The sequence below is a fragment of the Halomonas sp. MMSF_3323 genome (assembly GCF_030733595.1).
In the GTDB taxonomy this organism is placed as follows: Bacteria; Pseudomonadota; Gammaproteobacteria; order Pseudomonadales; family Halomonadaceae; genus Halomonas; species Halomonas litopenaei.
In genome coordinates, this window is record NZ_JASHIT010000016.1 from 44,029 (window position 1) to 67,489 (window position 23,461).

At 64.3% G+C, this 23,461-nt stretch carries 19 protein-coding genes; 7 read left to right on the forward strand and 12 right to left on the reverse strand.

The window, feature by feature from the left end:
* Nucleotides 1–3: 3 nt before the first annotated feature.
* The 6 genes from rodA to RBB39_RS10050 form a co-directional block, all read right to left on the reverse strand.
* Nucleotides 4–1,161: a rod shape-determining protein RodA gene (gene rodA, locus RBB39_RS10025; RefSeq protein ID WP_213227184.1), complete on the reverse strand. Its 1,158-nt coding sequence runs from the start codon at nt 1,159–1,161 to the stop codon at nt 4–6.
* Nucleotides 1,161–3,047, reverse strand: a complete 1,887-nt coding sequence (gene mrdA, locus RBB39_RS10030) for a penicillin-binding protein 2 (RefSeq protein WP_108448861.1) — start codon at nt 3,045–3,047, stop codon at nt 1,161–1,163. The genes rodA and mrdA overlap by 1 nt, the downstream gene beginning before the upstream one ends.
* A gap of 33 nt (nt 3,048–3,080) precedes the next feature.
* On the reverse strand, nt 3,081–3,548 hold the full coding sequence (rlmH, locus tag RBB39_RS10035; RefSeq protein WP_108132839.1) for a 23S rRNA (pseudouridine(1915)-N(3))-methyltransferase RlmH: 468 nt from the start codon (nt 3,546–3,548) through the stop codon (nt 3,081–3,083).
* A complete protein-coding gene (rsfS, locus tag RBB39_RS10040; protein WP_108132840.1) occupies nt 3,545–3,907 on the reverse strand; it encodes a ribosome silencing factor in 363 nt (120 codons plus the stop codon). Before rsfS ends, rlmH begins: the two co-directional genes overlap by 4 nt.
* A gap of 117 nt (nt 3,908–4,024) precedes the next feature.
* Nucleotides 4,025–4,654, reverse strand: a complete 630-nt coding sequence (nadD, locus tag RBB39_RS10045) for a nicotinate-nucleotide adenylyltransferase (protein ID WP_045994184.1) — start codon at nt 4,652–4,654, stop codon at nt 4,025–4,027.
* 47 nt (nt 4,655–4,701) lie between these two features.
* Nucleotides 4,702–5,940: a glutamate-5-semialdehyde dehydrogenase gene (locus RBB39_RS10050; protein ID WP_083970559.1), complete on the reverse strand. Its 1,239-nt coding sequence runs from the start codon at nt 5,938–5,940 to the stop codon at nt 4,702–4,704.
* A gap of 175 nt (nt 5,941–6,115) precedes the next feature.
* Between RBB39_RS10050 and RBB39_RS10055 the strand changes: the two genes are divergently transcribed.
* Genes RBB39_RS10055 through RBB39_RS10065 form a run of 3 tightly spaced genes read left to right on the forward strand, consistent with a single transcriptional unit; the run spans nt 6,116 to nt 9,393 of the window.
* Complete coding sequence (locus RBB39_RS10055) at nt 6,116–6,979, forward strand: hypothetical protein (RefSeq protein WP_045994178.1); 864 nt, start codon at nt 6,116–6,118, stop codon at nt 6,977–6,979.
* Nucleotides 6,976–7,926 (forward strand): diguanylate cyclase domain-containing protein, encoded by a 951-nt coding sequence (locus tag RBB39_RS10060; protein ID WP_045994177.1) that lies wholly within the window; start codon nt 6,976–6,978, stop codon nt 7,924–7,926. The genes RBB39_RS10055 and RBB39_RS10060 overlap by 4 nt, the downstream gene beginning before the upstream one ends.
* 60 nt (nt 7,927–7,986) lie before the next feature.
* Nucleotides 7,987–9,393: a bifunctional DedA family/phosphatase PAP2 family protein gene (locus RBB39_RS10065; protein WP_045994176.1), complete on the forward strand. Its 1,407-nt coding sequence runs from the start codon at nt 7,987–7,989 to the stop codon at nt 9,391–9,393.
* Between the two features lie 93 nt (nt 9,394–9,486).
* Here the strand turns inward: RBB39_RS10065 and RBB39_RS10070 are convergent, their stop codons facing one another.
* The 3 genes from RBB39_RS10070 to mpl form a co-directional block, all read right to left on the reverse strand.
* Entirely contained in the window at nt 9,487–10,110 is a 624-nt protein-coding gene (locus RBB39_RS10070; protein ID WP_045994175.1) for a LysE family translocator, read from the reverse strand.
* 104 nt (nt 10,111–10,214) lie between these two features.
* On the reverse strand, nt 10,215–10,856 hold the full coding sequence (locus RBB39_RS10075) for a flavin prenyltransferase UbiX (RefSeq protein ID WP_045994174.1): 642 nt from the start codon (nt 10,854–10,856) through the stop codon (nt 10,215–10,217).
* Nucleotides 10,849–12,231, reverse strand: coding sequence for a UDP-N-acetylmuramate:L-alanyl-gamma-D-glutamyl-meso-diaminopimelate ligase (mpl, locus tag RBB39_RS10080; protein ID WP_045994173.1), 1,383 nt, complete (start codon nt 12,229–12,231; stop codon nt 10,849–10,851). Before mpl ends, RBB39_RS10075 begins: the two co-directional genes overlap by 8 nt.
* Nucleotides 12,232–12,682: 451 nt before the next feature.
* On the opposite strand from mpl, the gene RBB39_RS10085 reads away from it, so the two are divergent.
* The gene (locus RBB39_RS10085) at nt 12,683–13,942 is read left to right on the forward strand and encodes a 6-phosphofructokinase (protein WP_045994172.1); all 1,260 of its coding nucleotides are present in this window, start codon (nt 12,683–12,685) and stop codon (nt 13,940–13,942) included.
* 400 nt (nt 13,943–14,342) lie between these two features.
* Here RBB39_RS10085 and RBB39_RS10090 read toward each other — a convergent pair whose 3' ends face one another.
* The gene (locus RBB39_RS10090) at nt 14,343–16,064 is read right to left on the reverse strand and encodes a bifunctional protein-serine/threonine kinase/phosphatase (RefSeq protein ID WP_045993353.1); all 1,722 of its coding nucleotides are present in this window, start codon (nt 16,062–16,064) and stop codon (nt 14,343–14,345) included.
* 302 nt (nt 16,065–16,366) lie between these two features.
* Here RBB39_RS10090 and ppa point away from each other — a divergent pair, with 302 nt between their 5' ends.
* Nucleotides 16,367–16,897: an inorganic diphosphatase gene (gene ppa / locus RBB39_RS10095; protein WP_045993354.1), complete on the forward strand. Its 531-nt coding sequence runs from the start codon at nt 16,367–16,369 to the stop codon at nt 16,895–16,897.
* Nucleotides 16,898–17,092: 195 nt separating this feature from the next.
* Here the strand turns inward: ppa and RBB39_RS10100 are convergent, their stop codons facing one another.
* Nucleotides 17,093–18,367 carry an O-antigen ligase gene (locus tag RBB39_RS10100; protein ID WP_052704391.1) on the reverse strand — a complete coding sequence of 425 codons (1,275 nt, stop codon included), beginning with the start codon at nt 18,365–18,367 and terminating at the stop codon, nt 17,093–17,095.
* Between the two features lie 3 nt (nt 18,368–18,370).
* Nucleotides 18,371–19,384: an NAD-dependent epimerase gene (locus RBB39_RS10105; RefSeq protein WP_045993355.1), complete on the reverse strand. Its 1,014-nt coding sequence runs from the start codon at nt 19,382–19,384 to the stop codon at nt 18,371–18,373.
* Nucleotides 19,385–20,236: 852 nt separating this feature from the next.
* Between RBB39_RS10105 and RBB39_RS10110 the strand changes: the two genes are divergently transcribed.
* Together RBB39_RS10110 and tviB are read left to right on the forward strand one after the other, a co-directional pair.
* Entirely contained in the window at nt 20,237–21,964 is a 1,728-nt protein-coding gene (locus tag RBB39_RS10110; RefSeq protein WP_239452565.1) for a nucleoside-diphosphate sugar epimerase/dehydratase, read from the forward strand.
* A gap of 36 nt (nt 21,965–22,000) precedes the next feature.
* A complete protein-coding gene (gene tviB / locus RBB39_RS10115) occupies nt 22,001–23,287 on the forward strand; it encodes a Vi polysaccharide biosynthesis UDP-N-acetylglucosamine C-6 dehydrogenase TviB (protein ID WP_045993356.1) in 1,287 nt (428 codons plus the stop codon).
* Nucleotides 23,288–23,461: the final 174 nt, after the last annotated feature.

A 23,461-nucleotide genomic window follows, 5' to 3' on the forward strand; every position in this document is an offset into this window, starting at 1 on the left:
CGCCTAGCGTGGCAGCAACCGGCGATGTGCATTGACCGCCATGAGAATACCGAAACCGGCCATCAAGGTCACGCTGGACGTCCCCCCGTAGCTCACCAGGGGCAGCGGTACGCCGACCACCGGCAGAATGCCGCTGACCATGCCGATATTGACGAAGACGTAGATAAAGAAGGTCAGCATGATGCCGCCTCCCAGCAATCTGCCGAAGGTATCCTGGGCGGCGCCCGCCAGCCACAGTCCACGTGCGACGATCAGCAGGTAAAGCAGCAGGAAGGCCAGCATGCCGACCAGCCCGAATTCCTCGCCCAGCACGGCCACGATAAAGTCGGTGTGCCGCTCCGGCAGGAACTCGAGCTGCGACTGGGTGCCTTCGAGCCAGCCCTTGCCCCAGACGCCCCCGCTGCCGATGGCGGTGGTCGACTGGATAATGTTCCAGCCGGCGCCCAGCGGGTCGCTTTCGGGGTCGAGAAAGGTCAGCACGCGCTGACGCTGATAGTTGTGCATATTCATCCACAACAGCGGCAGCGCTGCCCCCGCCAGCGCCACCATGACACCGATAAAGCGCCAGGACAGCCCCGCCAGCAGGATCACGAAGACCGCCGCTGCCGCCACCAGCAGCGAGGTGCCAAGGTCCGGCTGGCGCGCGATCAGGCCCACCGGCAGAGCGATCAGCAGCGCGCAACCGGCCAGCGCACGCCAGTTGGGTGGCAGCTCGTGGCGACTGAGCCAGGCCGCCACCATCATCGGCATGGCGATCTTCATCATCTCGGAAGGCTGAAAGCGCACCACGCCGGGAATCACCAGCCAGCGCTGAGCGCCCATGCCGACGTCACCGAGGATCTCCACCGCCACCAGCATCACCAGGCCGGCCAGGTAGGCCGGCAACGCCCAGCGCATCAGCGTCGCCGGTGAAAACTGCGCCAGCACCAGCATGACCGCCCAGGCCACGCCGAAGCGAATCGCCTGGGCGGTGACCACGTGAACGTTCTCGCCACTGGCGCTGTAGAGCACCGCCAGGCCACTGCCCATCAGCACCAGCAGCATGCCGAGCAACCAGGGATCGACGTGCATCCGTTGCCAGAACGAGGTGCGTCGGGCGATACCGCTGGCCGGGGGACGCACCGGGTGACCGCGCAACGAGCGCACAAAATCGATGGCCATCAGTCTTCCTCCTCGGCGGCAGTCTCGTCGGTGCGCGGACGACCGGCGTTGTGGTCGAGAATCCAGGCATCGGCCATGGCCCGAGCCAGCCCCGCGGCGTGGGTCGACCCGCCACCGGCGTTCTCGACGATGACCGAAATGGCGATTTGAGGGTCCTCCACCGGCGCAAAGGCCATGAACAGCGCATGGTCGCGCAGACGCTCGCGCAGTTCGGCGGCGTTGTACTTCTGGTTCTGCCCCAGCGAGAACACCTGGGCGGTACCCGACTTGCCGGCCATGCGATACTGAAGGCCTGCCCCGGTGCGCCGTGCCGTGCCCTCGCGCCCGGACAACACCTTTTCCATGCCGTTGAAGACCCGGGTCCAGTAGTTCTCGGGGGCCTCGATATCCGGCGGCGTGTCGGGCAGATCCACCGGCACCGGCTGGTCGCCGATACGTTTGGCCAGCCGCGGGCGCACCCAGTGGCCGCGATTGGCGAGCACGGCGGTCGCGGCCGCCAACTGCAGCGGAGTGATCTGCAGATACCCCTGGCCGATACCCACCGACAGCGTCTCGCCGGGATACCAGGGCTGATTGAAGCGTGCCTTCTTCCAGTCTCTGGATGGCAGCAGACCATCCCCCTGCCCGGCCACGTCGGCAGCGACCCGGGTGCCGAAGCCAAAGGCCCCCAGGTTCTCGTCGATACGATCGATGCCGAGCTCGTGGGCCAATGAATAGAAATAGGTGTTGTTGGACACCGCCAGGGCGCGCTCGAGATTCACCCGCCCATGACCCCAGCGCAGCCAGTTGCGGTAGCGCCGGTCGTCATTGGGCAGCTGATAGTAGCCCGGGTCGTAGATGACCTCGTCCGGGGTAACGGCCCCTTCGATCAACCCGGCCATGGCCATGAACGGCTTGATCGTCGACCCCGCCGGATAGCTGCCCCGGGTCGCCCGATCGAACAGCGGCAGATCGATATCGCTCTGCAGCCCGCGGTAGGACTTGACGTCGATGCCGGTGACAAACTGGTTGGTGTCGAATCCAGGCACCGAGGCCATCGCCAGAATTTCGCCGGTCTGGGGCGCAATGGCGACGATGGCGCCACGCCGACCATCGAGCAGATCCACAGCGAGCTGCTGCATGTCCATGTCCAGGGTCAGGGTCAGGTCCTGACCCGGCTCGGGGTCGGTGTGCCCCAGCTCACGCAGCACCCGCCCACGGGCGTTGGTCTCGACCTTTCTCAGTCCCGCACGACCGTGCAACTGATCCTCGTAGAAGCGCTCCACCCCGGTCTTGCCGATAAAGTGGGTACCGGCGTAGTTGCCCGGATCCAGGCTCTCGAGCTCTTCGGCGTTGATCCTGCCCACGTAGCCAAGCGCATGGGACATGATCTCGGCGTCGGGATAGAAGCGCAGCAGCTGGGCCTGCACCTCCACTCCCGGCAAGCGGTGGCGATTGACCGCGAGCCTGGCGATCTGCGACTCGGTCAGATCACTCATCAACAGCGCCGGCTGGTAGGGACGCTGACGCTGGCGTGAACGCACCTTGAAGGCGTCCACCTCTTCGTCCGGCAGATCCAGCAGCTCGACCAGCAGCTCCAGGGTGGCATCGAGATCATCGACCCGCTCACGCACCAGGGTCAGGTTGTAGGTGGGACGATTTTCGGCCAGCAATTGGCCGTTGCGGTCGTAGATCAGCCCGCGGGTCGGGGGCAGCGGCTCCACCCTCACCCGATTCTTCTCGGATCGGGTGCTGTAGACCTCGTGCTGGACGATCTGCAGATAGCACAACCGTCCCACCAGCAGGCCGGACAGCAGTACCACGACCACCCCGGCAAGCGTCGCACGCACACGAAAGATGCGCAGCGCGTTCTCGGGGTTCTTGAGGGTTTCGCGACGCTTACGCATGCGAGAGGCAATCCTTGTCTGACGCAGGAGCCATCATCGGTGGTAGGGGTGTCCCACCATCAGGGTCCAGGCACGGTAGAGCTGCTCGGCCAGCACCAGCCGCACCAGTGGATGGGGAAGGGTCAAGGGTGACAGCGACCAGCGCTGGTGGGCGCGGGCCGACAGCGTCGGGGCCAGGCCATCCGGGCCACCCACCAGCAGCACCACATCACGCCCGGCATGACGCCACTGATCGGCCTCATCGGCCAGCCGCTCGGTGGTCCAGGGCTTGCCGAGCACCTCCAGCGCCACCAGATGCTCATCACCCTTGAGGCGTGCCTCGATGCGCTCGGCTTCCTGGGCCACGGCACGCGCGGTATCCGCGTTCTTGCCGCGATGGCCCGGGGCGATCTCTTCGACCTCCAGGCGAAAATCCCGCGGCAGACGCTTGCGGTACTCTTCGACACCGTCGGTCACCCAGCCTGGCATGCGTGTTCCCACCGCCAACAGGCGGACCTTCATGCCTTGGCCTCTTCCTCTGATGCCGGTGCATCGCTGGGAAGGTCCGACCACAGTCGCTCCAGGTCGTACAGCGCACGGGTGTCCGGCATCATCACGTGGACCACCACGCCGCCGAGATCGACCAGCACCCAGTCCGACCCGTTTTCACCCTCGACGCCCAACGGCTGAACGCCATTGTCCTTGGCGTTGGTAATGACGCTGTTGGCCAGCGCCGACACATGTCGTGTCGAGGTCCCGCTCGCCACCACCATCCAATCGGTCACGCTGGTCAGCCGAGACACGTCGAGCACCTCGACGTCCTTGGCCTTGATATCGTCAAGCGACTCGATCACGAGCGCCTTCAATGCTTCAATCTGCATAGCCCCTCATCACTGGGTAGTCATCGACCTCCCATTGTACCTGTTGGGAAGCCGAGTGGCAGCGCCAATCCAGCGCCTGATCGAATTTCTCGGACCGTGTTGCCTTGGCTGCCGCGCTCAGACCGCGCGGTACAGGCGTTGCGCCTGGATGCGCTCTTCCACCGCCGGCGGCAGCAGGTAGCGCACGCTCTTTCCCTGCATCAGGCTATGCCTGACGAAGGTGGCCGAGATCGCCATCCGCGACGGCAGCGACAGGCGCAGCAGTCGGCCCTGGGGCTTGGCCATCAGGGCATCGCCATGCTCGACCTCGCGCCCCTCGATCAGCGCCTGAAGCGCTTCGGGCAAGGGCGCTTCGTGATCGGGGCGTTCGACCACCACCAGATGGGCAAGCGCGAAGATCCTTTCCGGGTTGTGCCAGTTCGCCAGCTTGAGAAAGGCGTCGTGACCAAGCGCCATGACGATGCGCGCCTCGTGGCCGTAGCGCTCACGCAGGGACTCGAGCGTCTGCACGCTGAACGACGGGCCCTCCCGTTCCAGCTCGCAGGGGTCCGCCGCCAGCCCCGGGGTATTGCCGATCCCCAGGCGCAACAGCTCGAGCCGTTTTTCGGCGGTGACCTGGGGCTGATCGCGCAACGGAGGCTGAGCCGCGGGGATCATGTGCACGCCATCGAGCGACAGCGCAGCGCGAAGCTCAAGCGCGGTGCGCAGGTGGCCTAGATGGACGGGATCGAAGGTGCCGCCAAGCATGCCGATGTGCGCAGGACGGCCCTCGACGTCAAAGCGAACGGCGCCACTCACTGTCGAATCTGGCCATCGCCGAAGACCACATACTTGCGCGTGGTCAGCCCTTCGAGCCCCACCGGCCCCCGGGCATGCAGTCGGTCGGTGGAGATGCCGATCTCCGCACCGAGCCCGTATTCGAAGCCATCGGCAAACCGGGTCGAGGCGTTGACCATGACCGAACTCGAGTCGACCTCTGCCAGAAAGCGGCGTGCCAGGCTGTAGTTCTCGGTGACGATGGACTCAGTGTGACGCGAGCTGTAGCGCTCGATATGCGCCATGGCCTCGTCGATGTCATCGACTACCCTGACCGACAGCACCGGCGCAAGGTACTCGGTGGCCCAGTCCTCGTCACTCGCCGTGAGCCAGTGATCGACGATCGCCCGGGCGCGGGCACACCCCCTCACCTCGACGCCCTTTTCCGCGTAGTCAGCGGCCAGGGTCGGCAGCAGTGCCTGCGCTACCTGTGCATTCACCAACAGCGTTTCCATGGCGTTGCACACGCCGTAGCGATGAGTCTTGGCGTTGACCGCGATGGCACGGGCCTTGTCCAGATCGGCGGCGGCGTCCACATAGACGTGACAGATGCCGTCCAGATGCTTGATCACCGGCACCCTGGCCTCACGCGAAATACGCTCGATCAACGATTTGCCACCACGGGGAATGATCACATCGACAAATTCGTCCATGCTGATCAAGCGACCCACGGCGGCACGGTCGGTGGTCGCCACCAGTTGCACGGCGCCCTGGGGCAGTCCGGCTTCGGCCAGCCCAGAGGCAATGCAGCGGGCCAGCGCCTGGTTGGACGCGCTGGCCTCGGAGCCCCCGCGCAGAATGCAGGCATTGCCCGATTTCAGGCACAGGCTGGCGGCTTCCATGGTGACGTTGGGGCGAGATTCGTAGATGATACCGATGACACCCAGGGGCACGCGCATCATGCCGACCTGGATGCCGCTGGGCCGAGTGCTCAGGCCATCGATCTCACCGACAGGGTCGGGCAAGGCAGCGACCTGGGTCAGGCCCTCGATCATGGCGTCGATGCGGCCGTCATCCAGGGCTAGGCGATCAAGCAGAGCCTCGTCGAGCCCCTTGTCGCGACCGCGCGCCAGATCCTGCCGATTGGCCGACAGGATCTCTTGACGAGACGCGTCCAGCGCCTGAGCCATCGCCTTGAGCGCCTGGTTCTTGCGCGCGGGTGGCAGGCGACGCATATCGGTGGCAGCAACACGGGCCGCCTGGCCCATGGCGGTCATGTAGGCGTCGATATCGGCGACGCACTCGGCGGTGGCATTGGCGGATGAGTCGGACACGGTGAAACGAGTCTCCTGGTAGAACGAGGTCCCCGGTCAAAGAAAGAAGCTTGCACCGGGATGACAACGCGGACGTGATGCGGATCGTGAACCACAGAAAGGATCATATTAAGACAGCATGCGGAACAAGTACAAAGTCGGCCTGTTCAAGCTGAACCTGTTCGCCGCGGCCGCACTGCTGGCCCTTTGCGCGGCGACCTCGGCGCGGGCGCTGGACACCACGCTGCTTGGTCTGGCCGCGCTATGGCTCGGGATCACCGGCATCGTCATCGAGTTCAGCCACCGCCGCCATGCCTACCGCGCCTGGCTGGTGGTGGCCAGCGTGCTGCTTGCCGCCCTGGTGATACTCTCGCCCGACGCCAACGGTGCCTGGCTGTGGGCCTGGCCTTTCCTGTTGATCCTGCCCCAACCCCAGTGGATGCTGATACTCAACGCCAGCCTTGCCGGGATAAGCTGGTGGAGCCTGATCACCCAGATGAGCCTTCACCATTGGGGCCTGGCTGGCGCGCTCTTGCTGTGTCTGTGCTTTCTTGCGATCGGACGTGCGCTGCCGGGCGGACATTCGCAACGCCTGATGCGCAGGAGAGCCCGTCTGGCGCCCGGACTGCCGCTGTGGTCGGCCAGCCAGCTGGAACGCGACCTGGCTCGGGAAAACAGCCGCGCCACCCGTGACGGCGTCCACGCCGAACTGGTGGTGATCCAGATCCATGGACGTTCTCTGTGGCGGGTCGCCCAGGACATCTGCACACGCATCAAGCGGTTCGAGAACGCCTATCGTCTCAACGGACGTACCGTCGCCGTGATGCTGACCAGTCGAGACGCCGTGCAGGCCAGGCAACGACGCCAGGAACTGCTGGAAGACATCGCCGTGCCGATCACGGTACGCACCGTTTCGATTGCCAATCTGGACAACCTGCCCATGGTGCTGGCGGCCCTGGACAAGCAGTGCCCTGTCACCCAGGTGGTGGAGGACGACGCATGATCGAGCCACCCCAGTGGGTCCGTTCCTGGCGCGTCTGTGCCGATGTCATGGGGACCTTGCTGCTGGCGTCACTGGCCCTGTGGCACTATCTGCTCGGGCAATACGAGAGCATCCTGCTGCCGGCGTCCCTGAGTTGCCTGATGGCCGTGATCACGGTCTTCGATACCAGAAGAGCCTCGCGCGTCTCGAACTATCTGCTGCTGCTGTGCGGCTGCCTGGCCCTTTATGACCAGACGGTGCTGCAGGCATCGTTCGACGCCTTCTGGATCAGCGTACCTATCACCCTGATCCTGCTGGTACTGCCCTTCGGCCCTGCTCTGGTGCTGGCGCTGGCCGTCATGCCGATCTGGCTCATGGTGGTCGGCCAGTCTTCGCCAAGCCTCGATCAAATCAAGTTTCTGCTGACCTTCCTTGCGGTCACCTCCCTGGCCGGCTGGGAATACCTGCGTCAGCGCGACCTGAACCGGGCCACCGACCCCAGCGACGTCGACTGCGATGCGATCAATCGCGCCACCCTGCACGAGCGCCTGAACGGGGAGTTCGAGCGCGCCCAGCACCTGGACCAGCGGCTGGCGGTGGTGATCCTGCACCTGCCACAACTGGAAATCGCCAGTGAGCAGTACGGCTCTCGCACTCAGCTAACGCAACTCGACCAACTGTGCCAGGCGGTACGCCTTCACTGCCGTGACCACGATATTCTGGGACGGGAATCCCATGACACCTTCTGGCTGGTACTGCCCAACACCACCGAAAGTGGTGCCATGCTGGTGATCAAGCGACTGGAACAGGCGCTGTCCGAGGTTCGCCTGTCGGACATCGGCCCCTTGACCCTACGCTCACGGCTCTGCGCCCTGAACGCCAAGGAACCCTGGCAGCATTTCGAGCAGCGACTGGCTCGCCGCAGCGAGGCACTGGCCGTCACTCCCCTCCCACCCGGTCGCTCCTGACCACCCTGTCTGTGGCAGAATGCCGAAACATCACGACGGCCCAACGCAAAGGAGAACAGGGTGGGAAATGCCGGGGACTGGTTGATTCAGTGGGCGCCTTCGCCCGGACTGTTGCTGCTGCTGATCTTTACCATCGCGCTGGTGGAGTCGCTTGCCCTGATCGGCGTGGTGGTGCCCGGCGTCGTTCTGATCACCGCCGGCGCCTCCCTGGCCGGCCACTACGACATCGCGGTTGGCTGGGTCATCGCCTGTGCCTTTGCCGGTGCCGTGGTGGGAGACGGCGCCAGCTACGCCATCGGCTATCGCTACCGTGAACAGGTCACCGCCATGTGGCCGCTGTCGCATCACCCGGAGTGGCTGGCCCGGGGTGCACGATTCTTCCAGCGTCATGGTCCTCTTTCAGTGCTGCTGGGGCGATTCGTCGGACCGGTCCGCCCCATCGTGCCGCTGGTGGCGGGCATTCTGCGCATGCCGCCGACGACCTTCACCTGGGCCAATCTTGGCTCCGCCCTGCTGTGGGCACCGGCCTACATCCTGCCCGGTTATCTGCTGGGTCGAACCTGGCAACAGTGGCTGGCATTGCCGGACGACCTGCACCCCTGGCTGACAGCGCTCGGCGTCACCGTGGCGGTGCTGGCGCTGCTGTTCTCGCTGGTCCGCCACCACGCCTCGCCTCAGGGCCTGCTGTACCGTAGCTTCGCCTGGTTCAGCCATCACCTGCCCGGCGGGAGGCGCCTGTGGCAGGCCCTGGCCCCCCACCACGAGGAAGAGCCTCCCCTGGCCAGTTGGCTGTTGCTCCTGGGTGCACTGACCGCGCTGAGCGCCTGGACGCTGGTCGTGCTCCAGGCAGACGGACCGCTGATGATGGATACGCGGCTTCACGCCTTGATCGGCGGGCTCGAGCTACCCGGACTTCTGGCGCTGTCCGAGACACTGGCCGAGGCGGGAGATACCCTCGGCGTGGCGGCATTGGCACTGCCCTGGCTGGTGTGGCTGGCCAGCCGCCGTCACTGGGCGGCACTGGGCCACGTGAGCGCTGGACTGATTGCCATCGCCACGCTCAACACCCTGGGCAAGGAGGTGATCGGCCGCCTTCGTCCGGATGCCCCTGACTATCTCGCCCACTCTCTGTCCTATCCCAGCGCCCACACCTCGACGGCGGTGGTCCTGTACGGCATGGCGGCCGCCTTTATCGCCCAGACGCTGCCACGCCGCCAACGCTTCTGGCCCTACTGGGTGGCGATCGCCATCGTCGTGCCCATGGCATTGTCACGTATCGTGCTGGGCGTGCACTGGCTGAGCGATCTCGTCGGGGGTGCCCTGCTTGGCCTGGTGGTCTGCGCCATGGTTCAACTGGCCTGGCTCAGGCGGGACCGGACGGCCCTGACGCCGTGTCCATTACCGGCACTGCTGCTTGCCTCGCTGGCCCTGGTCAGCGCACGCATCCTGTGGCTGCCGCCGGTATAGGAAGGTGACACGCCCCCGAACCGACACCTCTGGCAAGGCGGGCCCGGGGCCTTGTCCAGACAGCGATGAGTGCCGGCACTTTCCAGCCAGGCCCTAGCCCAGCGCCAGCCACAGGCCCACACCAATCATCAAGGTCCCGGCGATGCGGTTGAGCAACCGTACACTGCCCCCACGTGCGAGCAGGTGACGCAGACTCTTGCCGCCGCTGGCGTACAGCAGAAGGCAGGTGAACTCGAGACTCAGGATCACCAGAATCAACCCCGCCAACTGGGTCAGCACCGGCCGCGCCGGATCGATAAAGGGCGGCAGCAATGCCACGAAAAAGGCCCAGCCCTTGGGGTTGGCGACCGCAGTGACAAAGCCCTGCATGGCCAGCTCCCGTCGCTTCGGCGGCGCGGTATCCTCAAGATTGTCAGGGATCGCCATGCGCCCCCGTGAGCGCCACATCAGCCACCCCAGATAGACCAGGTAGGCCCCGCCCAGCCACTTGAACAAGGCAAACAGCGCCGGCAGCTTGAGCATCAGTGCCGCCACCCCCGCACCGGCGGAGAAGGCCACCAGCCCCACGCCAACCAGCTCCCCCAGCATCATCCACAGCGCCCGCTTCACCCCCTGGGTCATGCCCAGCACCATGGCCAGGGTCATGCACATGCCTGGCGTCAGCGAGACCAGAAAGAAGGTCGGAACGAACACAGAGAGAACGGACAGACTGGGCATGGATTTCCTTATCCCGAGCAGCGCTGGAGAGGTGTCTGACGGCGCGAGGTGATGATGGTGCCAGGTGATGATGGTGTCCTGTGATGACGATGCCAGCTACGCACTCAGTCGCCGACGGTGGACCCGGAGGACCCCTCGCCCCACCTTGGCATAAGCTGATGATCGATACCCAGCTGATTGAGGATGCGCGCCACGATGAAGTCGATCAGATCATCGATGCTCTGCGGCTGGTGGTAGAAGCCGGGTGCTGCGGGCAACACCACCGCCCCCATACGGGTCAGACTGAGCATGTGCTCCAGGTGAATCGCCGAGAATGGCGTCTCCCGGGGCACCAGCACCAGGCGGCGGCGTTCCTTTAGCGCCACATCGGCGGCGCGCTCGATCAGATTGTTGCTGGCGCCACAGGCCACCGCCGACAGTGTTCCCGTCGAGCACGGGCAGATCACCATGGCACTGCTGGCGCCGGAGCCCGACGCCACCGGGGCCATCCAGTCCTCACGGCCAAAGCAGCGGATCTGGCCCTCGGCCGCCGAGAACCGCTCGCTGAGCGCCTCGGCCAGCAGCGCCGGGCGTGGCGGCAACGACACCTCGGTCTCGGTGGCGATGACTAGATGGGCGGCCTTGGAGATCATCACCCACACCTCGTGTCCCGCCGACACCAGCGCCTCGATCAGCCTGAGTCCGTACTGGGCGCCGGAGGCGCCGGTCAGGGCCACGGTCACCGGGGGGTTGAAGCCTTCAGCCATGAGCGGCCTCCAGCGCCTTGAGCAGGCGCTCATGGATGCCGCCGAAGCCGCCGTTGGACATCACCACGATACGATCATAAGGGCGCGCCTGTGCCACCAGATCGGCGACCAGCGCATCGATGTCACCACGACGGTGCGCCGGTATCGGCGAGGCCTCGACCAGCGCCTCCACCGACCAGTCCAGCCCCTCGGGCTGGTACCACCAGACCTGGTCGGCCTGGGCCACGCTGTCCGCCAGGCGATCGCGCAGGGTACCCAGACGCATGGTGTTGGAACGCGGCTCGATCACCGCCAGCAGGCGACCGCGCTGGGTCGAAGCGCGCAGCCCGGACAGCGTCGCCGCGATGGCGGTGGGATGATGGGCAAAGTCGTCGATCACCTGGACGCCGCCGACCTCGCCGCGCACCTCCTGGCGACGCTTGGGCGTCTCGAAACGCGACAGCGCAGCGGCGCCGCGCGCCAGATCCACGCCGAACACGCTGGCGGCGGCCAGGGCGGCCAGGGCATTGCGGGCGTTGTAGTCACCGGTCAACCCCCAGTCGACCACTGCGTCCTCGTCGACCCCGTCCGGCCGCCGCTGGATCACCCTGAAACGACTGGCATCGTCACGCTCTAGCTCGATGCGCCAGGCCGAGTCCTGCTGCTGCCCCATGCGCGACACCGGTGTCCATGCGCCCTGGGCCAGCACCCGGTCCAGCGCCGGCGCGTCGTCCGCCACCAGCAACTGGCCACGCCCGGGCACCGTACGTACCAGGTGATGAAACTGGCGTTCGATGGCAGCCAGGTCGGGAAAGATGTCCGCGTGGTCATACTCGAGGTTGTTGAGGATGGCGACCAGCGGGCGGTAGTGCACGAACTTGGAGCGCTTGTCGAAGAAGGCGGTGTCGTACTCGTCGGCCTCCACCACAAAGGGCGCCTGCTCGCCGCCCAGTCGCGCCGATACGCCAAAGTTCCTCGGCACCCCGCCGATCAGAAAGCCAGGGGCCAGCCCAGCGCTTTCGAGCAGCCAGGCGGTCAGGCTGGCCGTGGTGGTCTTGCCGTGGGTGCCCGCCACCGCGATCACCGGGCGCCCCGGCAGCACGTGCTCGGCCAGCCACTGGGCACCGGACACGTAGGGCAGGCCACGATCGAGCACCGCCTCGACTTCAGGGTTGCCCCGCGACAGGGCGTTGCCGATCACCACCAGGTCCGGTGTCGTCGTCAGATTGTCGGCGGCGTAACCGCGCATCAGGGCGATGCCGGCCGTTTCCAGCTGGGTGCTCATGGGGGGATAGACGCTGGCATCCGAGCCGCTGACCTGGTGGCCAAGCTCCCGCGCCAACAGCGCCAGGCTGCCCATGAAGGTGCCGCAGATACCGACGATATGAAGATGCATGGCGCCTCCGGTGCGCTGCTGCTGCCCCGTCCCCGAGTCGACGCGCACGGCGCCCCCGGCAGACAACGGCACTCAAGGTTGGCGGCAGCCTAGCATGCCCCGACAAAGGCCTCCAGAGGCGGCGTCACGCCCTCGTCGCTGTTGCCGATCGCCCACTGTTTTACTTCGACGTCGGCGCTCGGCTGCGCCGGGGCATGCCGGTCGGATGCAGGCACCAGGCCGATGGGCTAGAATCGCCGACCATGTTCCGGCGCTGTCCCGGCGATGGTTGCCACGCGATGGCTTGCCACACGATGGCTTTAGTCCGCGAAGGCTTTAGTCCGCGAAGCCCTTCCCGACGAAGGCCTGGCCGACCGCGACGCGCCCACCGATCCTTTCCCTTCGCCACGCCGCGTGGGGACGTTGTTCGTTTCACCGTATTCACGATCCAGAACCAGGAGCCCCACGCCCCATGGCCCAGCACAACGCCTTCTACGCCCAGTCCGGCGGCGTCACCGCCGTGATCAACGCCAGCGCCTGCGGCGTCATCGAGACCTGCCGCCAGAACAGTGATCGCATCGGCAAGGTCTACGCCGGCCACAACGGTATCATCGGCGCCCTGACCGAGGACCTGATCGACGTAAGCCAGGAGTCCGATGACACCATCGCCGCCCTGCGCCACACGCCCGGCGGTGCCTTCGGTTCCTGTCGCTACAAGCTCAAGGACATCGAGAGCCATCGCACCCAGTACGAGCGCCTGATCGAGGTGTTCAAGGCTCACGATATCCGCTACTTCTTCTACAACGGCGGCGGCGACAGCGCCGACACCTGCCTCAAGGTCTCGCAGCTGTCCGAGAAGATGGGCTACCCGCTGACCGCCATCCACGTGCCCAAGACCGTGGACAACGACCTGCCGATCACCGACAACAGCCCCGGTTTCGGCAGCGTGGCCAAGTACATCGCCACCTCGACCCTCGAGGCCTCCATGGACATCGCCTCCATGTGCGCCACCTCCACCAAGGTGTTCGTGCTCGAGGTCATGGGTCGCCACGCCGGCTGGATCGCCGGCGCCGGTGGCCTGGCCGGCCAGGGCGAGGGTGAGCCACCCCACCTGGTGATCTTCCCCGAGATTCCCTTCGACCGTCGCCAGGTGATGGAGCGTGTGGAATACGCGGTCAAGAACTACGGCTACTGCGTGATCGTGGTTTCCGAGGGCGCACGCTACGAGGACGGCACCTTCCTCGCCGACTCGGGTAACACCGACGCCTTCGGACACCGCCAGCTCGGCGGCGTGGCCCCGACCCTGGCCGGCATGGTCAAGCAGGACCTGGGCTACAAGTACCACTGGGCGGTTGCCGACTACCTGCAGCGCGCCGCGCGCCACCTTGGCGCCAAGACCGACGTCGAGCAGGCCTACGCGGTCGGCGTCAAGGCGGTGGAACTGGCGCTCGAGGGGCACAACGCCCAGATGCCGGCGATCAAGCGCGTCAGCGACAACCCCTACCGCTGGGAGATCGAGGCGGCACCGCTGGCCGATGTGGCCAACCGTGAGAAGTTCATGCCGCGCGAGTACATCCGCGAGGATGGCTTCGGCATCAGCGACGCCGGCCGTGCCTACCTGGCACCGCTGATCCAGGGCGAGGACTTCCCTCCCTTCGAGAACGGCCTGCCGAAGATGGCGCGCCTCAAGCTCGCGCGGGTGGAAAAGCGTCTGCCGGCATTCAGCCTGTAACTCAGTCTGTAGCATAGACGCACCACAGCTCGCTGCGGCCCGGCGCTGCATCACGCACGCCCCGCGACCGAGACGCAGCCGACGCGACGCTGGCATTAAAAAAGCCCCGAGGCCTGGCCTCGGGGCTTTTCGTTTGACGCCGCAGGATGTGTCAGGAAGACCGGCTGGCCCCGCCACGGATCACCAAAGCCCCAGGCCTTCTCCGATACACCGACGAGCGCAGGCACTTTTCAGACAAGCCCTAGGCGCTGTCCGAAAAGTCGACGAGCGAAGGTTAGACAAGGCAAAAATCGGTGAGACAGCGCAGTTTACAGGGTGTAAATGAGCATTTTGACCGGGCTGGCGCACCAGCCGATTTTTAACGCCGTATTACCGAGTGCAGGCACTTTTCAGACAAGCCCTAGCGTAGCCACCAGGACAGGATCAACAACACCAGCAACAACCCGGCGATGGCCTGCCACAGGTTGGCGGGTTCCTTCCAGGCACGGATCGAACGACTGGGGGCTTCAGACACCTGCTGGCGACCGGGCCGCACGCTATAGAGAAATTCCGACAGGCGCCGAAAACGCAGCGATCGCTGCGGGTCCAGGGCGCGTTTTAAGGCCTCGTCGAGCTCCGCGCTGACGTCTGGCCGGTAATGACGCACGCTGCGATAGCTCAGCTGCTCGAGATCGGTATGACTGCGCAGCTGATGGGTCGGCACCGCGTAGGGCAGACGTCCGCTGATCAACCAGTACACCGTGGACGCCAGGGCGTACTGGTCACTGCGCCGGCCGACCTCGTCATCAAGGGCATACTCAGGCGCACTGTGTTCATTGAGCCCCACCTGGGCCACCAGCCGGCGGGAGCGGCGGTGCCCGTCGACATCGCGCAGATGGCAGGCGCTGAAGTCGGTCAGTACCACGCGCCCCTGATCATCGATCAAGACGTTGTCTGGATGGACCTGCTGGTGAATCAGGTCACGGTGATGCAACGCCTGCAGCGCCTTGCCCAGCTGCAGCGCGATGTCGAGTCGTTGACCGAGACTGGCACGCGGATAGCGCGCGACCCACTCGCTCAAGGTCATGCCATCGACGTAACGCATCAGGTAATAGAGATGACGGCGGGACCGGGAAGGCTCGACCACGCTGACCACGAAGGGCGAGTGAACCCTCTCCACCACCCACTGTTGCAGCAGGAAGTGCTCCAGGTAGGCGTTTCGATTCGACAGCTCAGGACTTGGCGCCTTGAGCACACAGACCCGCTCGGTATCCACATCGCGCACCCGGTAGACCCGTGAGTGGGCGGTGCGTGACATCACCGCTTCCACCACCAGTCCGTCGATCTGGTCACCCACCGCAAGCTCGGGGGGAATCGGCAGATCCCCGTACAGCCGACTGGGAGCGTCGCTGGCCGCATCAGGCAGTTCATCCACCCTGACCAGTTGAAAGCAGAAGGGGTCACTGCCGTAGCCCCGCTCACGAGCCCTGGAGCTTGCCGCCTCGGCCAGGCGCTCACAGGCCGCGTCCAGGTCACTGGCATCTTCGCGAATCAGCCGCACATAGTCGGAGGGCATCAGGGTCCCACGCACCCCCTGGGTGGTGAACAGAAAGATGTCCCCCTGCTTCAGCGGCCACTCCGAATAGTCGATGTCGATGCCGACATCCATGCCCAGCGCCCTGGCCGGGTAGCGATAGCCCCCCAGGTCGGTGACGTGGTCGCGGCTCAACTGCTCGAACTCGGCTCCCCGAAGCCGAAACACTAGGGTGTCACCTACATGAAAGAGGTGCGCACAACGGTCCTTGAACACCACCGTCGACAACGACGACACATAGCTGCCGTCCTCCATCTGGCGGGTCATGCCATGACACCAAGCGTTGAGCGCACGCATCACTCGCTGGGCCGACGCCTTGATGGTCCAGTGCGCCGGAGTCGCGTAGTAGTCGTTGAGAAATCCACGCACGCTGAGATCTCCCGCCTGCTTGGCCAGGGCATGGCCTGAGGCTGAATCGCTGATCAGCGCGCAGGCGCCCTTGGGCTCGCCCTCTTCCGGCAGGCGCACCGACATCGAACTGCGCTGCCGATGGCGTTCGGGCGCCACAAAGGCTTGCCCATAACTCAGAGCGAGACGTGCGGTGGCCAAGATCACCTCCTGTGACTCCAGCGTTGATGACGCGACAAGACGTGGGCCAGGGGGCCGACGCCTTCACCGGCGGTATGATACACACCGAATCCCTGATATGCCTGACAAGTCGCCTTTGGCTTTGTTTACTGTGCTTTAGTGGCACCTCACCCCGGCGTCTCGTCCCATGGTTGTCTTGCGCGCCTTGTTGCAGCGCGTCAAGATACGCCCACCATATTGGTAATCCCGTCACGGGGTTCGTATAATCCGACGGATTTTTTTCCGCCGCCCAGGCGGACATCCGCCCAACGAAGGACGCGAGCATGAACTTCGACAACATCCCCGCCGGCAAGGAACTCCCCAACGACCTCTTCGTCGCCATCGAGATTCCCGCCAATCACGCCCCGGTGAAGTACGAAATTGACAAGGACATGGGTGCCCTGCTCGTCGACCGCTTCATGGCGACGCCGATGTTCTACCCGGCCAACTACGGCTTCATTCCGCACACCCTGGCAGACGACGGCGACCCCCTGGACGCCCTGGTGGTCACCCCCTACCCCGTCGCACCCGGCAGTGTCATCCGCGCCCGTCCGGTGGGCATCCTCAACATGACCGACGAAGCCGGCGAAGACGCCAAGCTGGTGTGCGTCCCGCACCCCAAGCTGTCCAGCCTCTACGACGATGTTCAGGAGGTCACCGATCTGCCCGAGCTGCTGCGTCAGCAGATCGCCCACTTCTTCGAGAACTACAAGGATCTCGAGAAGGGCAAGTGGGTCAAGGTGGAATCCTGGGAAGGTGTCGAGGCCGCCCGCAAGGCCATCGAAAAGTCCGCCGCCGCCTACACCAAGGCCTGAGCATCGGCGCAGACGCGCCAGCGACGGTTGCTTCCCCAGGCCACGCCTGGTCCTGGGGAAACGTCAAAAAAAGCCGCCCGGATTCGGGCGGCTTTTTTGCTGTGCCTGTTACTGTGCCTGTCTGGCGGGCTGGACGCTGCGCTCTTCCGCCTGCGCATCAACGGCTGCTGCTGCGGTCCTCGAGCGCCCGGGAGTTCAGCCTCGCGTTCTCAGCAGGGCAAAGCAGGCGGTGCACATCACCAGATAGGCGCTGAAGGTATGGGGGTCACGAAACATCGTCTGGGTCAGGCCGAACCCCGCATACATCACCACGATCAGCGCGCCGGACAGGGCGAGCACACGACACTGGCCATCGCCATGATCGAGGCGACGCACAAAGCTCGCCAACGGAATCCCATAGAACAGCAGCAGCAGCGCCACCCCCGCAAGGCCACGTCGAGCGGCGGTGTCCAGCACGTCACTGTGAAGCTGGAACCCGATTCCGGCCATGCCCTCGGGCAGCCGGCCCGCCGCGACCAGTGTCTCGAGCCAGGCGACCAGACCATCCTCTCCCCAGCCCCAGAGGGGGCGGGCAGCGAACGCATCGCCAGCGATGCCCCACAGATGCCAGCGCAAGCCCGCGTTGGTGTCGACGGCCCCCTGGCGCCATAGCAGGACGATATCCTCGGCCAGTGCCCACAGCCGAGGCAGTGCCACCAGGGTCGCCACGCCGATCGCCAGGGTGACGGTCAGCTGGATGGCGAAGCGCCGGCGGGGTGTAAGCGTCGACCAATAGAAGCGCGCCCGCCGGCCGTGACGCAGGACCAGCACCAGCATCACCAGCGGCAGGGTCAGCCAGCCGCCCCGGGTGCCGGACAGCAGCGAGCCAAGCAGCCCCATCACCGCTCCCAGCGCCGCCCACCAGAGGAACAGGCCGCGCCGCCCTTCACTGACGTTGTCGAGCCACCACACCAGGCTGAGCACCCCGAGCACCAGGCTGAGATTACCAAAGGGAATGGCGTTGATCAGATCGCCAGCCCGACGCTCATCCTCGATCAGTCGGTCATACAGCGCCTTCAGCCCGGATAGCACCGCCCCCAGGGTAATCCCGCGCCACCACCAGTAAAGCGAGGGAGGCCTGGCACGCCATGCCAATAACAAAAGCAGCCCAAGCCAGGGCCACCAGGGCAGTGACGGCACGCTATAACGCGCCAGGGGCGGCCCGCTACGCCCCGCGTCCAACACCAGCTGACAACCGAAAAGCGCCAGCATTGCCACCCATGCAAGGGACTCGGCGTCCCGGGGAAGACTGCGCCGCACCAGCACCGCCATCGCCGCCAGTGACACCAGCAGCATTCCGGTGAACCGATACGCCCAGGGTAGCGTCAGCAGACTGGACAGGAAGACGAACAGTGCCAGCCCCTGGATGGCCGACGAGGACTGCGCCGGCCATCCCCGATAGTGCCTTGCCACACCCGGCGGCGTGCGCATGGCTCAGGCGACGATGCCATGATAGGAGCGATACCAGTCGACGAATCGAGCCGCGCCCTCCTCGACCCCGATGCGCGGCTGATAGCCGGTAGCGCGATACAGTGCAGTGGTGTCGGCCCAGGTCCGAGGAACATCGCCCGGTTGCATCGGCAGGAAGTTGTACTCGGCCTTGCGCCCCAGTGCCGCCTCGATGGCATGGATAAAGTCCATCAGCCCCACCGGGCTACCGTGTCCGATGTTGTAAAGTGCGTAGGGTGCACTGCTGCGATCCGGTGAGTCGTCGACCACGCCGACGTCGGGGTCCGCGCTGGGGACCACTTCCAGCAAGCGCACGATGCCCTCGACGATGTCGTCCACATAGGTAAAGTCCCGCGACATCTCCCCGTGGTTGTAGACGTCGATCGGACGACCTTCGAGGATCGCCTTGGTGAACAGGAACATCGCCATGTCCGGTCGCCCCCAGGGGCCGTAGACGGTGAAGAACCTGAGTCCGGTGGTCGGCAATCCGTAGAGGTGGGAGTAGGTGTGCGCCATCAGCTCGTTGGCCTTCTTGGTCGCGGCGTAGAGGCTGACAGGATGGTCGACATTGTCGCGTGTGGCGAAGGGCACCACCTGATTCATGCCGTAGACAGAGCTGGACGAGGCATAGAGCAGGTGCTCTACCTGCTGGTGCCGGCATCCTTCGAGCACATTGAGATGCCCCACCAGATTGGCATCCACGTAGGCGTGGGGATGGGTCAAGGAGTACCTTACCCCCGCCTGTGCCGCCAGGTGCACGACACGATCGAACCGCTCGTCGGCAAACAGCCGGTCGACACCCTCGCGATCGGCCAGATCCAGCCGCACGAAACGTACGTTCTGCAGCTTTTCTAGACGTGCCAGCCGCGCTTTCTTCAAGGACACGTCGTAGTAGTCATTGAGGTTGTCCACACCGACCACCTCAAGCCCGTCACGGGCCAGACGTGCGGCCAGCGTCGAGCCGATGAACCCTGCCATCCCGGTAACAAGCACCTTCATCTGTTCCCTACTCCCATGGTGCTGGCAAGATCCGTCCACGGCACTCTCGCCACGTTTGACCGCCGTACTGTAGACGCCCTGAACCGAACACCAACAGGGCATCACTAGTCCGACGACTGGTCAATATCTAATGCTCTACGGCAAAGTCTCTAATAATATTTGCCGTATCAATCAACCGCGTTTCTCCTCCCACCAACAGACTACAACTGCACACTTTTTAACTTCCTGCACAGTAAATCTTACGAAACCCCTGCATACCCGCCATTATCAACACCTTTGCATTGACTTCAATGGAGGAGGAACACATTTCCCTTGGACATCTAAGAATTTCGCCGCCATGACGTGACTCATTTCATACCCTCACTTCATACGCACACCACTAATTTCACGCATGAAAATGACTTCTCTAAATCTCGTTAACCAATTATCAAAACCATCAACCAATGGGATTTTTTTGACGCTGGTTAAATATTTCAATGCAGATATGATGCAGGAAAGGAATAGCACGTCGCAAAGCCAATCCAGACAACGAGGAAACAGCACAGTCGTCCAAACAAAATCCTAAAATATGGACGATTTTCCAAGCAGGGGATCCCTACCATGGGCAACATGATCGAAGCCGCCTTGCGACTCCCTCGTCGCAAGAAAAGGATATTTCAGCTCGTCGCCGATATCATGCTTATCGAGACCAGCCTCGTCGTATCCATGGCTATCAATGGGCTTTTTGGCGCTTTTGTGCGCGCCCCTTCCGCCTACGCCTTGAATGTACTTGTCACGGCGATATCCCTGGTCGTCTTTATCAAGCTAGGCCTCTATCGCGCCGTACTCAGATACGTCGGAAGCCGCGCTATCGTGACCCTGTTCATTGGCGTCGCCACCTCGACGCTGGTGCTTGACCTGCTTGGCCGCGCGATATTCTCCCCGCTTCCTGCAGGTGTCCTTTTCGACTATTTCCTGCTCAGCCTGCTGCTGACCGGCGGCACGCGTTTTGCCCTGAGAAGCCTCTACCAGCATCGTCTGATGAAGGACAAGCCCAGGGTGCTTATCTATGGTGCGGGCTCTGCAGGCTGCAAGCTGGTGGCCTCTCTTCGCCAGGGAAGTGACTACCTCCCGGTGGCCTTCGTCGATGACTGGCGCGGCATGGAGGGTACCCATGTCGAAGGTCTCGAGGTCCACTCTCCTCGTCATATTGCAAAGCTGGTCGAGCGCCTAAACATCGAAAAGATCCTGCTCGCCATTCCCAGTGCCAGACGCAGACGTCGCCAGGAGATAGTGGCGTCACTGGAACCCCTCAATATCACGATCCAGACCATTCCACGCCTGGATGATGTGGTGCAGGGCAGAGCGAAGATCGAAGATATTCGTGACGTCAGTGTCGAAGAACTGCTGGGCCGTGACCCGGTCCCCCCGCGACAGGATCTGATGGACGCCAATATCCGCGACCAGGTGGTCATGGTGACCGGTGCCGGCGGCTCGATCGGGTCGGAATTGTGCCGACAGATACTGGCTCAACGTCCACGCCAACTGCTGCTCTTCGATAGCTGCGAGTACTCGCTGTACCAGATCGAACAGGAGCTTCTGGGGTTCCTGGACAGCCTGAGCCTTGCTGTTGAGCTGAAGCCATTTCTCGGCACGATCCAGGATCAGAAGCGTCTTCGCATCATCCTGCAGGGCTTCAAGGTGGACACCATCTACCATGCCGCCGCCTACAAGCATGTGCCCATGGTCGAGCACAACATGGTCGAAAGCCTCAAGAACAATACCTTTGGCACCCTGGCCGCTGCGCGAGCGGCGATCGACAGTGGGGTATCGACCTTTGTGCTGATTTCCAGCGACAAGGCGGTGCGCCCCACCAACGTCATGGGCACCAGCAAGCGCCTCGCCGAGCTGGTCTGTCAGGCGCTGGCCGAGCAATCGTCGACCACCCGCTTCTGCATGGTGCGCTTCGGCAACGTGCTGGGTTCCTCCGGCTCGGTGATTCCCCTGTTCCGGCGCCAGATTCAACAAGGTGGCCCGGTCACCGTGACCCATCCCGAGATCACCCGCTACTTCATGACCATCCCGGAAGCGGCGCAACTGGTCATCCAGGCAGGCGCCATGGGCCAGGGGGGAGACGTGTTCGTGCTGGACATGGGGCAACCGGTGAAGATTCTCGATCTCGCCAGGCAGATGATTCGGCTGTCGGGGCTGGAGCCTCGCACGGCCGACAACCCCCATGGCGAGATCGACATCGTCTTCACCCAACTACGTCCCGGCGAAAAGCTCTACGAGGAGTTGCTGATCGGACAGAACGACCAGCCCTCGGAGCACCCTCGGATCATGACCGCCAACGAAGGCTACTGGTCCTGGTCGCAACTGGCCCCCTACCTGGAGCAACTGCGCTCGGCACTGGACAGCGCTGAACTCGAGCGCGTGAGGGAACTGCTGCGCCTGCCGCCCACCGGTTACAGCCCTACCGGGGGTATCGCCGATCTTGTCTGGCGCCAGCACATGGCCCAGCCAGCCTCACCGACACGACGACTCGCTGGCGCCGCAGACCCCAGTCCTGCCCCCCTTGCGCTTGCGGCAAAGCCACTCTAGCGCCGATCCCCCAGGTTCTGCTGACACGAGGCCCCCATGGAACATTCACTGACGCTGGACAAGGCACGCATCGCGGTCATCGGGCTTGGCTATGTCGGCCTGCCGCTGGCGGTCGAATTCGGCAAGCGCTACCCCACTCTGGGCTTCGATATCAGTGCCGAGCGTATCGCTCAGTTGCACGACGGTATCGATACCACGCGAGAAGTGACACCAGGCGAGCTGAACCTGGCGCCGCTGCTGAGTTTCACCTATCAGCCGGCCAGGCTGGCCGACGCCAATGTCTACATCGTCACGGTCCCCACCCCGATCGACGCCCAGCACAATCCCGACCTGACACCGTTGCTGGGGGCCAGTGCCACGGTGGGCAGGGTGATTGCCAAGGGTGATATCGTGATCTTCGAGTCGACGGTCTATCCTGGCGCCACCGAGGACGAGTGCATCCCGGTCATCGAGAAGCTGTCCGGGTTGCGCTACAACCGCGACTTCTTCGCCGGCTACAGCCCGGAGCGCATCAATCCCGGTGATCGCGAGCATCGGGTCACCAACATCCGCAAGGTGACCTCCGGCTCGACGCCGGCCAGCGCCAACTTCGTCGATGAGCTCTACGCCTCGGTCATCACCGCCGGCACCTTCCGGGCCAGCTCGATTACCGTGGCCGAGGCCGCCAAGGTCATCGAGAATACCCAGCGCGACGTCAACATCGCCTTGATCAACGAACTGTCCATCATCTTCGAGCGTCTGGGCATCGACACCGAAGAGGTGCTGGAAGCGGCCGGCACCAAATGGAACTTCTTGCCCTTCCGTCCTGGCCTGGTGGGCGGGCACTGCATCGGCGTGGACCCCTACTATCTGACCCACAAGGCGCAGCAGGTTGGCTACCATCCCGAGGTCATCCTGTCCGGCCGCCGTATCAATGACGGCATGGGCGCCTACGTGGCCAATCAGTTGATCAAGTGCCTGGCCAAGCGACGCATCCATGTGCAGGATGCCCGGGTACTGATCATGGGCCTGACGTTCAAGGAGAACTGCCCGGACCTGCGCAATACCCGTGTCATCGATATCATCGACGAGCTGCGCGAGTTCAACGTGGCGGTGGACGTGCTCGACCCCCACGTGGACCGTGACGAGGCGGTGGCCGCCTTTGGCCTTCGCCCTGTCGACGAACCGGAACCCGGCGCCTACGACGCCGTCATCATCGCCGTCGCTCACCACGAATTCCGTGATATCGGGGTCGAGCGAATCCGCGGCTGGGGCAAGCCGGAACACGTGCTGTATGACCTCAAGTATCTGCTGCCCAAGGGCGCGGCGGATCTGCGCCTCTAGCCTTTGTCACTACGCCTGGGGGCATCTGTATCTGCGCCTCTAGCGTCCGTAGCCACGCCCGGGCATCTTGCAGCGGCCATCGCCTTGCGTCCCTTCCTTCCGCTGCCGCCTGGCCAATCGCTGAGGCGGCGCAGGTGCAAGAGGTGCCCGGCAGACAGCCAAAATGGTGCCCCA

Bases quoted from the DNA above. Each gene is read 5' to 3' on its own strand.
- rodA (WP_213227184.1), bottom strand. From the start codon at position 1,161: ATGGCCATCGATTTTGTGCGCTCGTTGCGCGGTCACCCGGTGCGTCCC.
- mrdA (WP_108448861.1), bottom strand. From the start codon at position 3,047: ATGCGTAAGCGTCGCGAAACCCTCAAGAACCCCGAGAACGCGCTGCGC.
- rlmH (WP_108132839.1), bottom strand. From the start codon at position 3,548: ATGAAGGTCCGCCTGTTGGCGGTGGGAACACGCATGCCAGGCTGGGTG.
- rsfS (WP_108132840.1), bottom strand. From the start codon at position 3,907: ATGCAGATTGAAGCATTGAAGGCGCTCGTGATCGAGTCGCTTGACGAT.
- nadD (WP_045994184.1), bottom strand. From the start codon at position 4,654: ATGCTTGGCGGCACCTTCGATCCCGTCCATCTAGGCCACCTGCGCACC.
- RBB39_RS10050 (WP_083970559.1), bottom strand. From the start codon at position 5,940: ATGACCGCCATGGGCCAGGCGGCCCGTGTTGCTGCCACCGATATGCGT.
- RBB39_RS10055 (WP_045994178.1), top strand. From the start codon at position 6,116: ATGCGGAACAAGTACAAAGTCGGCCTGTTCAAGCTGAACCTGTTCGCC.
- RBB39_RS10060 (WP_045994177.1), top strand. From the start codon at position 6,976: ATGATCGAGCCACCCCAGTGGGTCCGTTCCTGGCGCGTCTGTGCCGAT.
- RBB39_RS10070 (WP_045994175.1), bottom strand. From the start codon at position 10,110: ATGCCCAGTCTGTCCGTTCTCTCTGTGTTCGTTCCGACCTTCTTTCTG.
- RBB39_RS10075 (WP_045994174.1), bottom strand. From the start codon at position 10,856: ATGGCTGAAGGCTTCAACCCCCCGGTGACCGTGGCCCTGACCGGCGCC.
- mpl (WP_045994173.1), bottom strand. From the start codon at position 12,231: ATGCATCTTCATATCGTCGGTATCTGCGGCACCTTCATGGGCAGCCTG.
- RBB39_RS10085 (WP_045994172.1), top strand. From the start codon at position 12,683: ATGGCCCAGCACAACGCCTTCTACGCCCAGTCCGGCGGCGTCACCGCC.
- ppa (WP_045993354.1), top strand. From the start codon at position 16,367: ATGAACTTCGACAACATCCCCGCCGGCAAGGAACTCCCCAACGACCTC.
- RBB39_RS10100 (WP_052704391.1), bottom strand. From the start codon at position 18,367: ATGCGCACGCCGCCGGGTGTGGCAAGGCACTATCGGGGATGGCCGGCG.
- RBB39_RS10105 (WP_045993355.1), bottom strand. From the start codon at position 19,384: ATGAAGGTGCTTGTTACCGGGATGGCAGGGTTCATCGGCTCGACGCTG.
- tviB (WP_045993356.1), top strand. From the start codon at position 22,001: ATGGAACATTCACTGACGCTGGACAAGGCACGCATCGCGGTCATCGGG.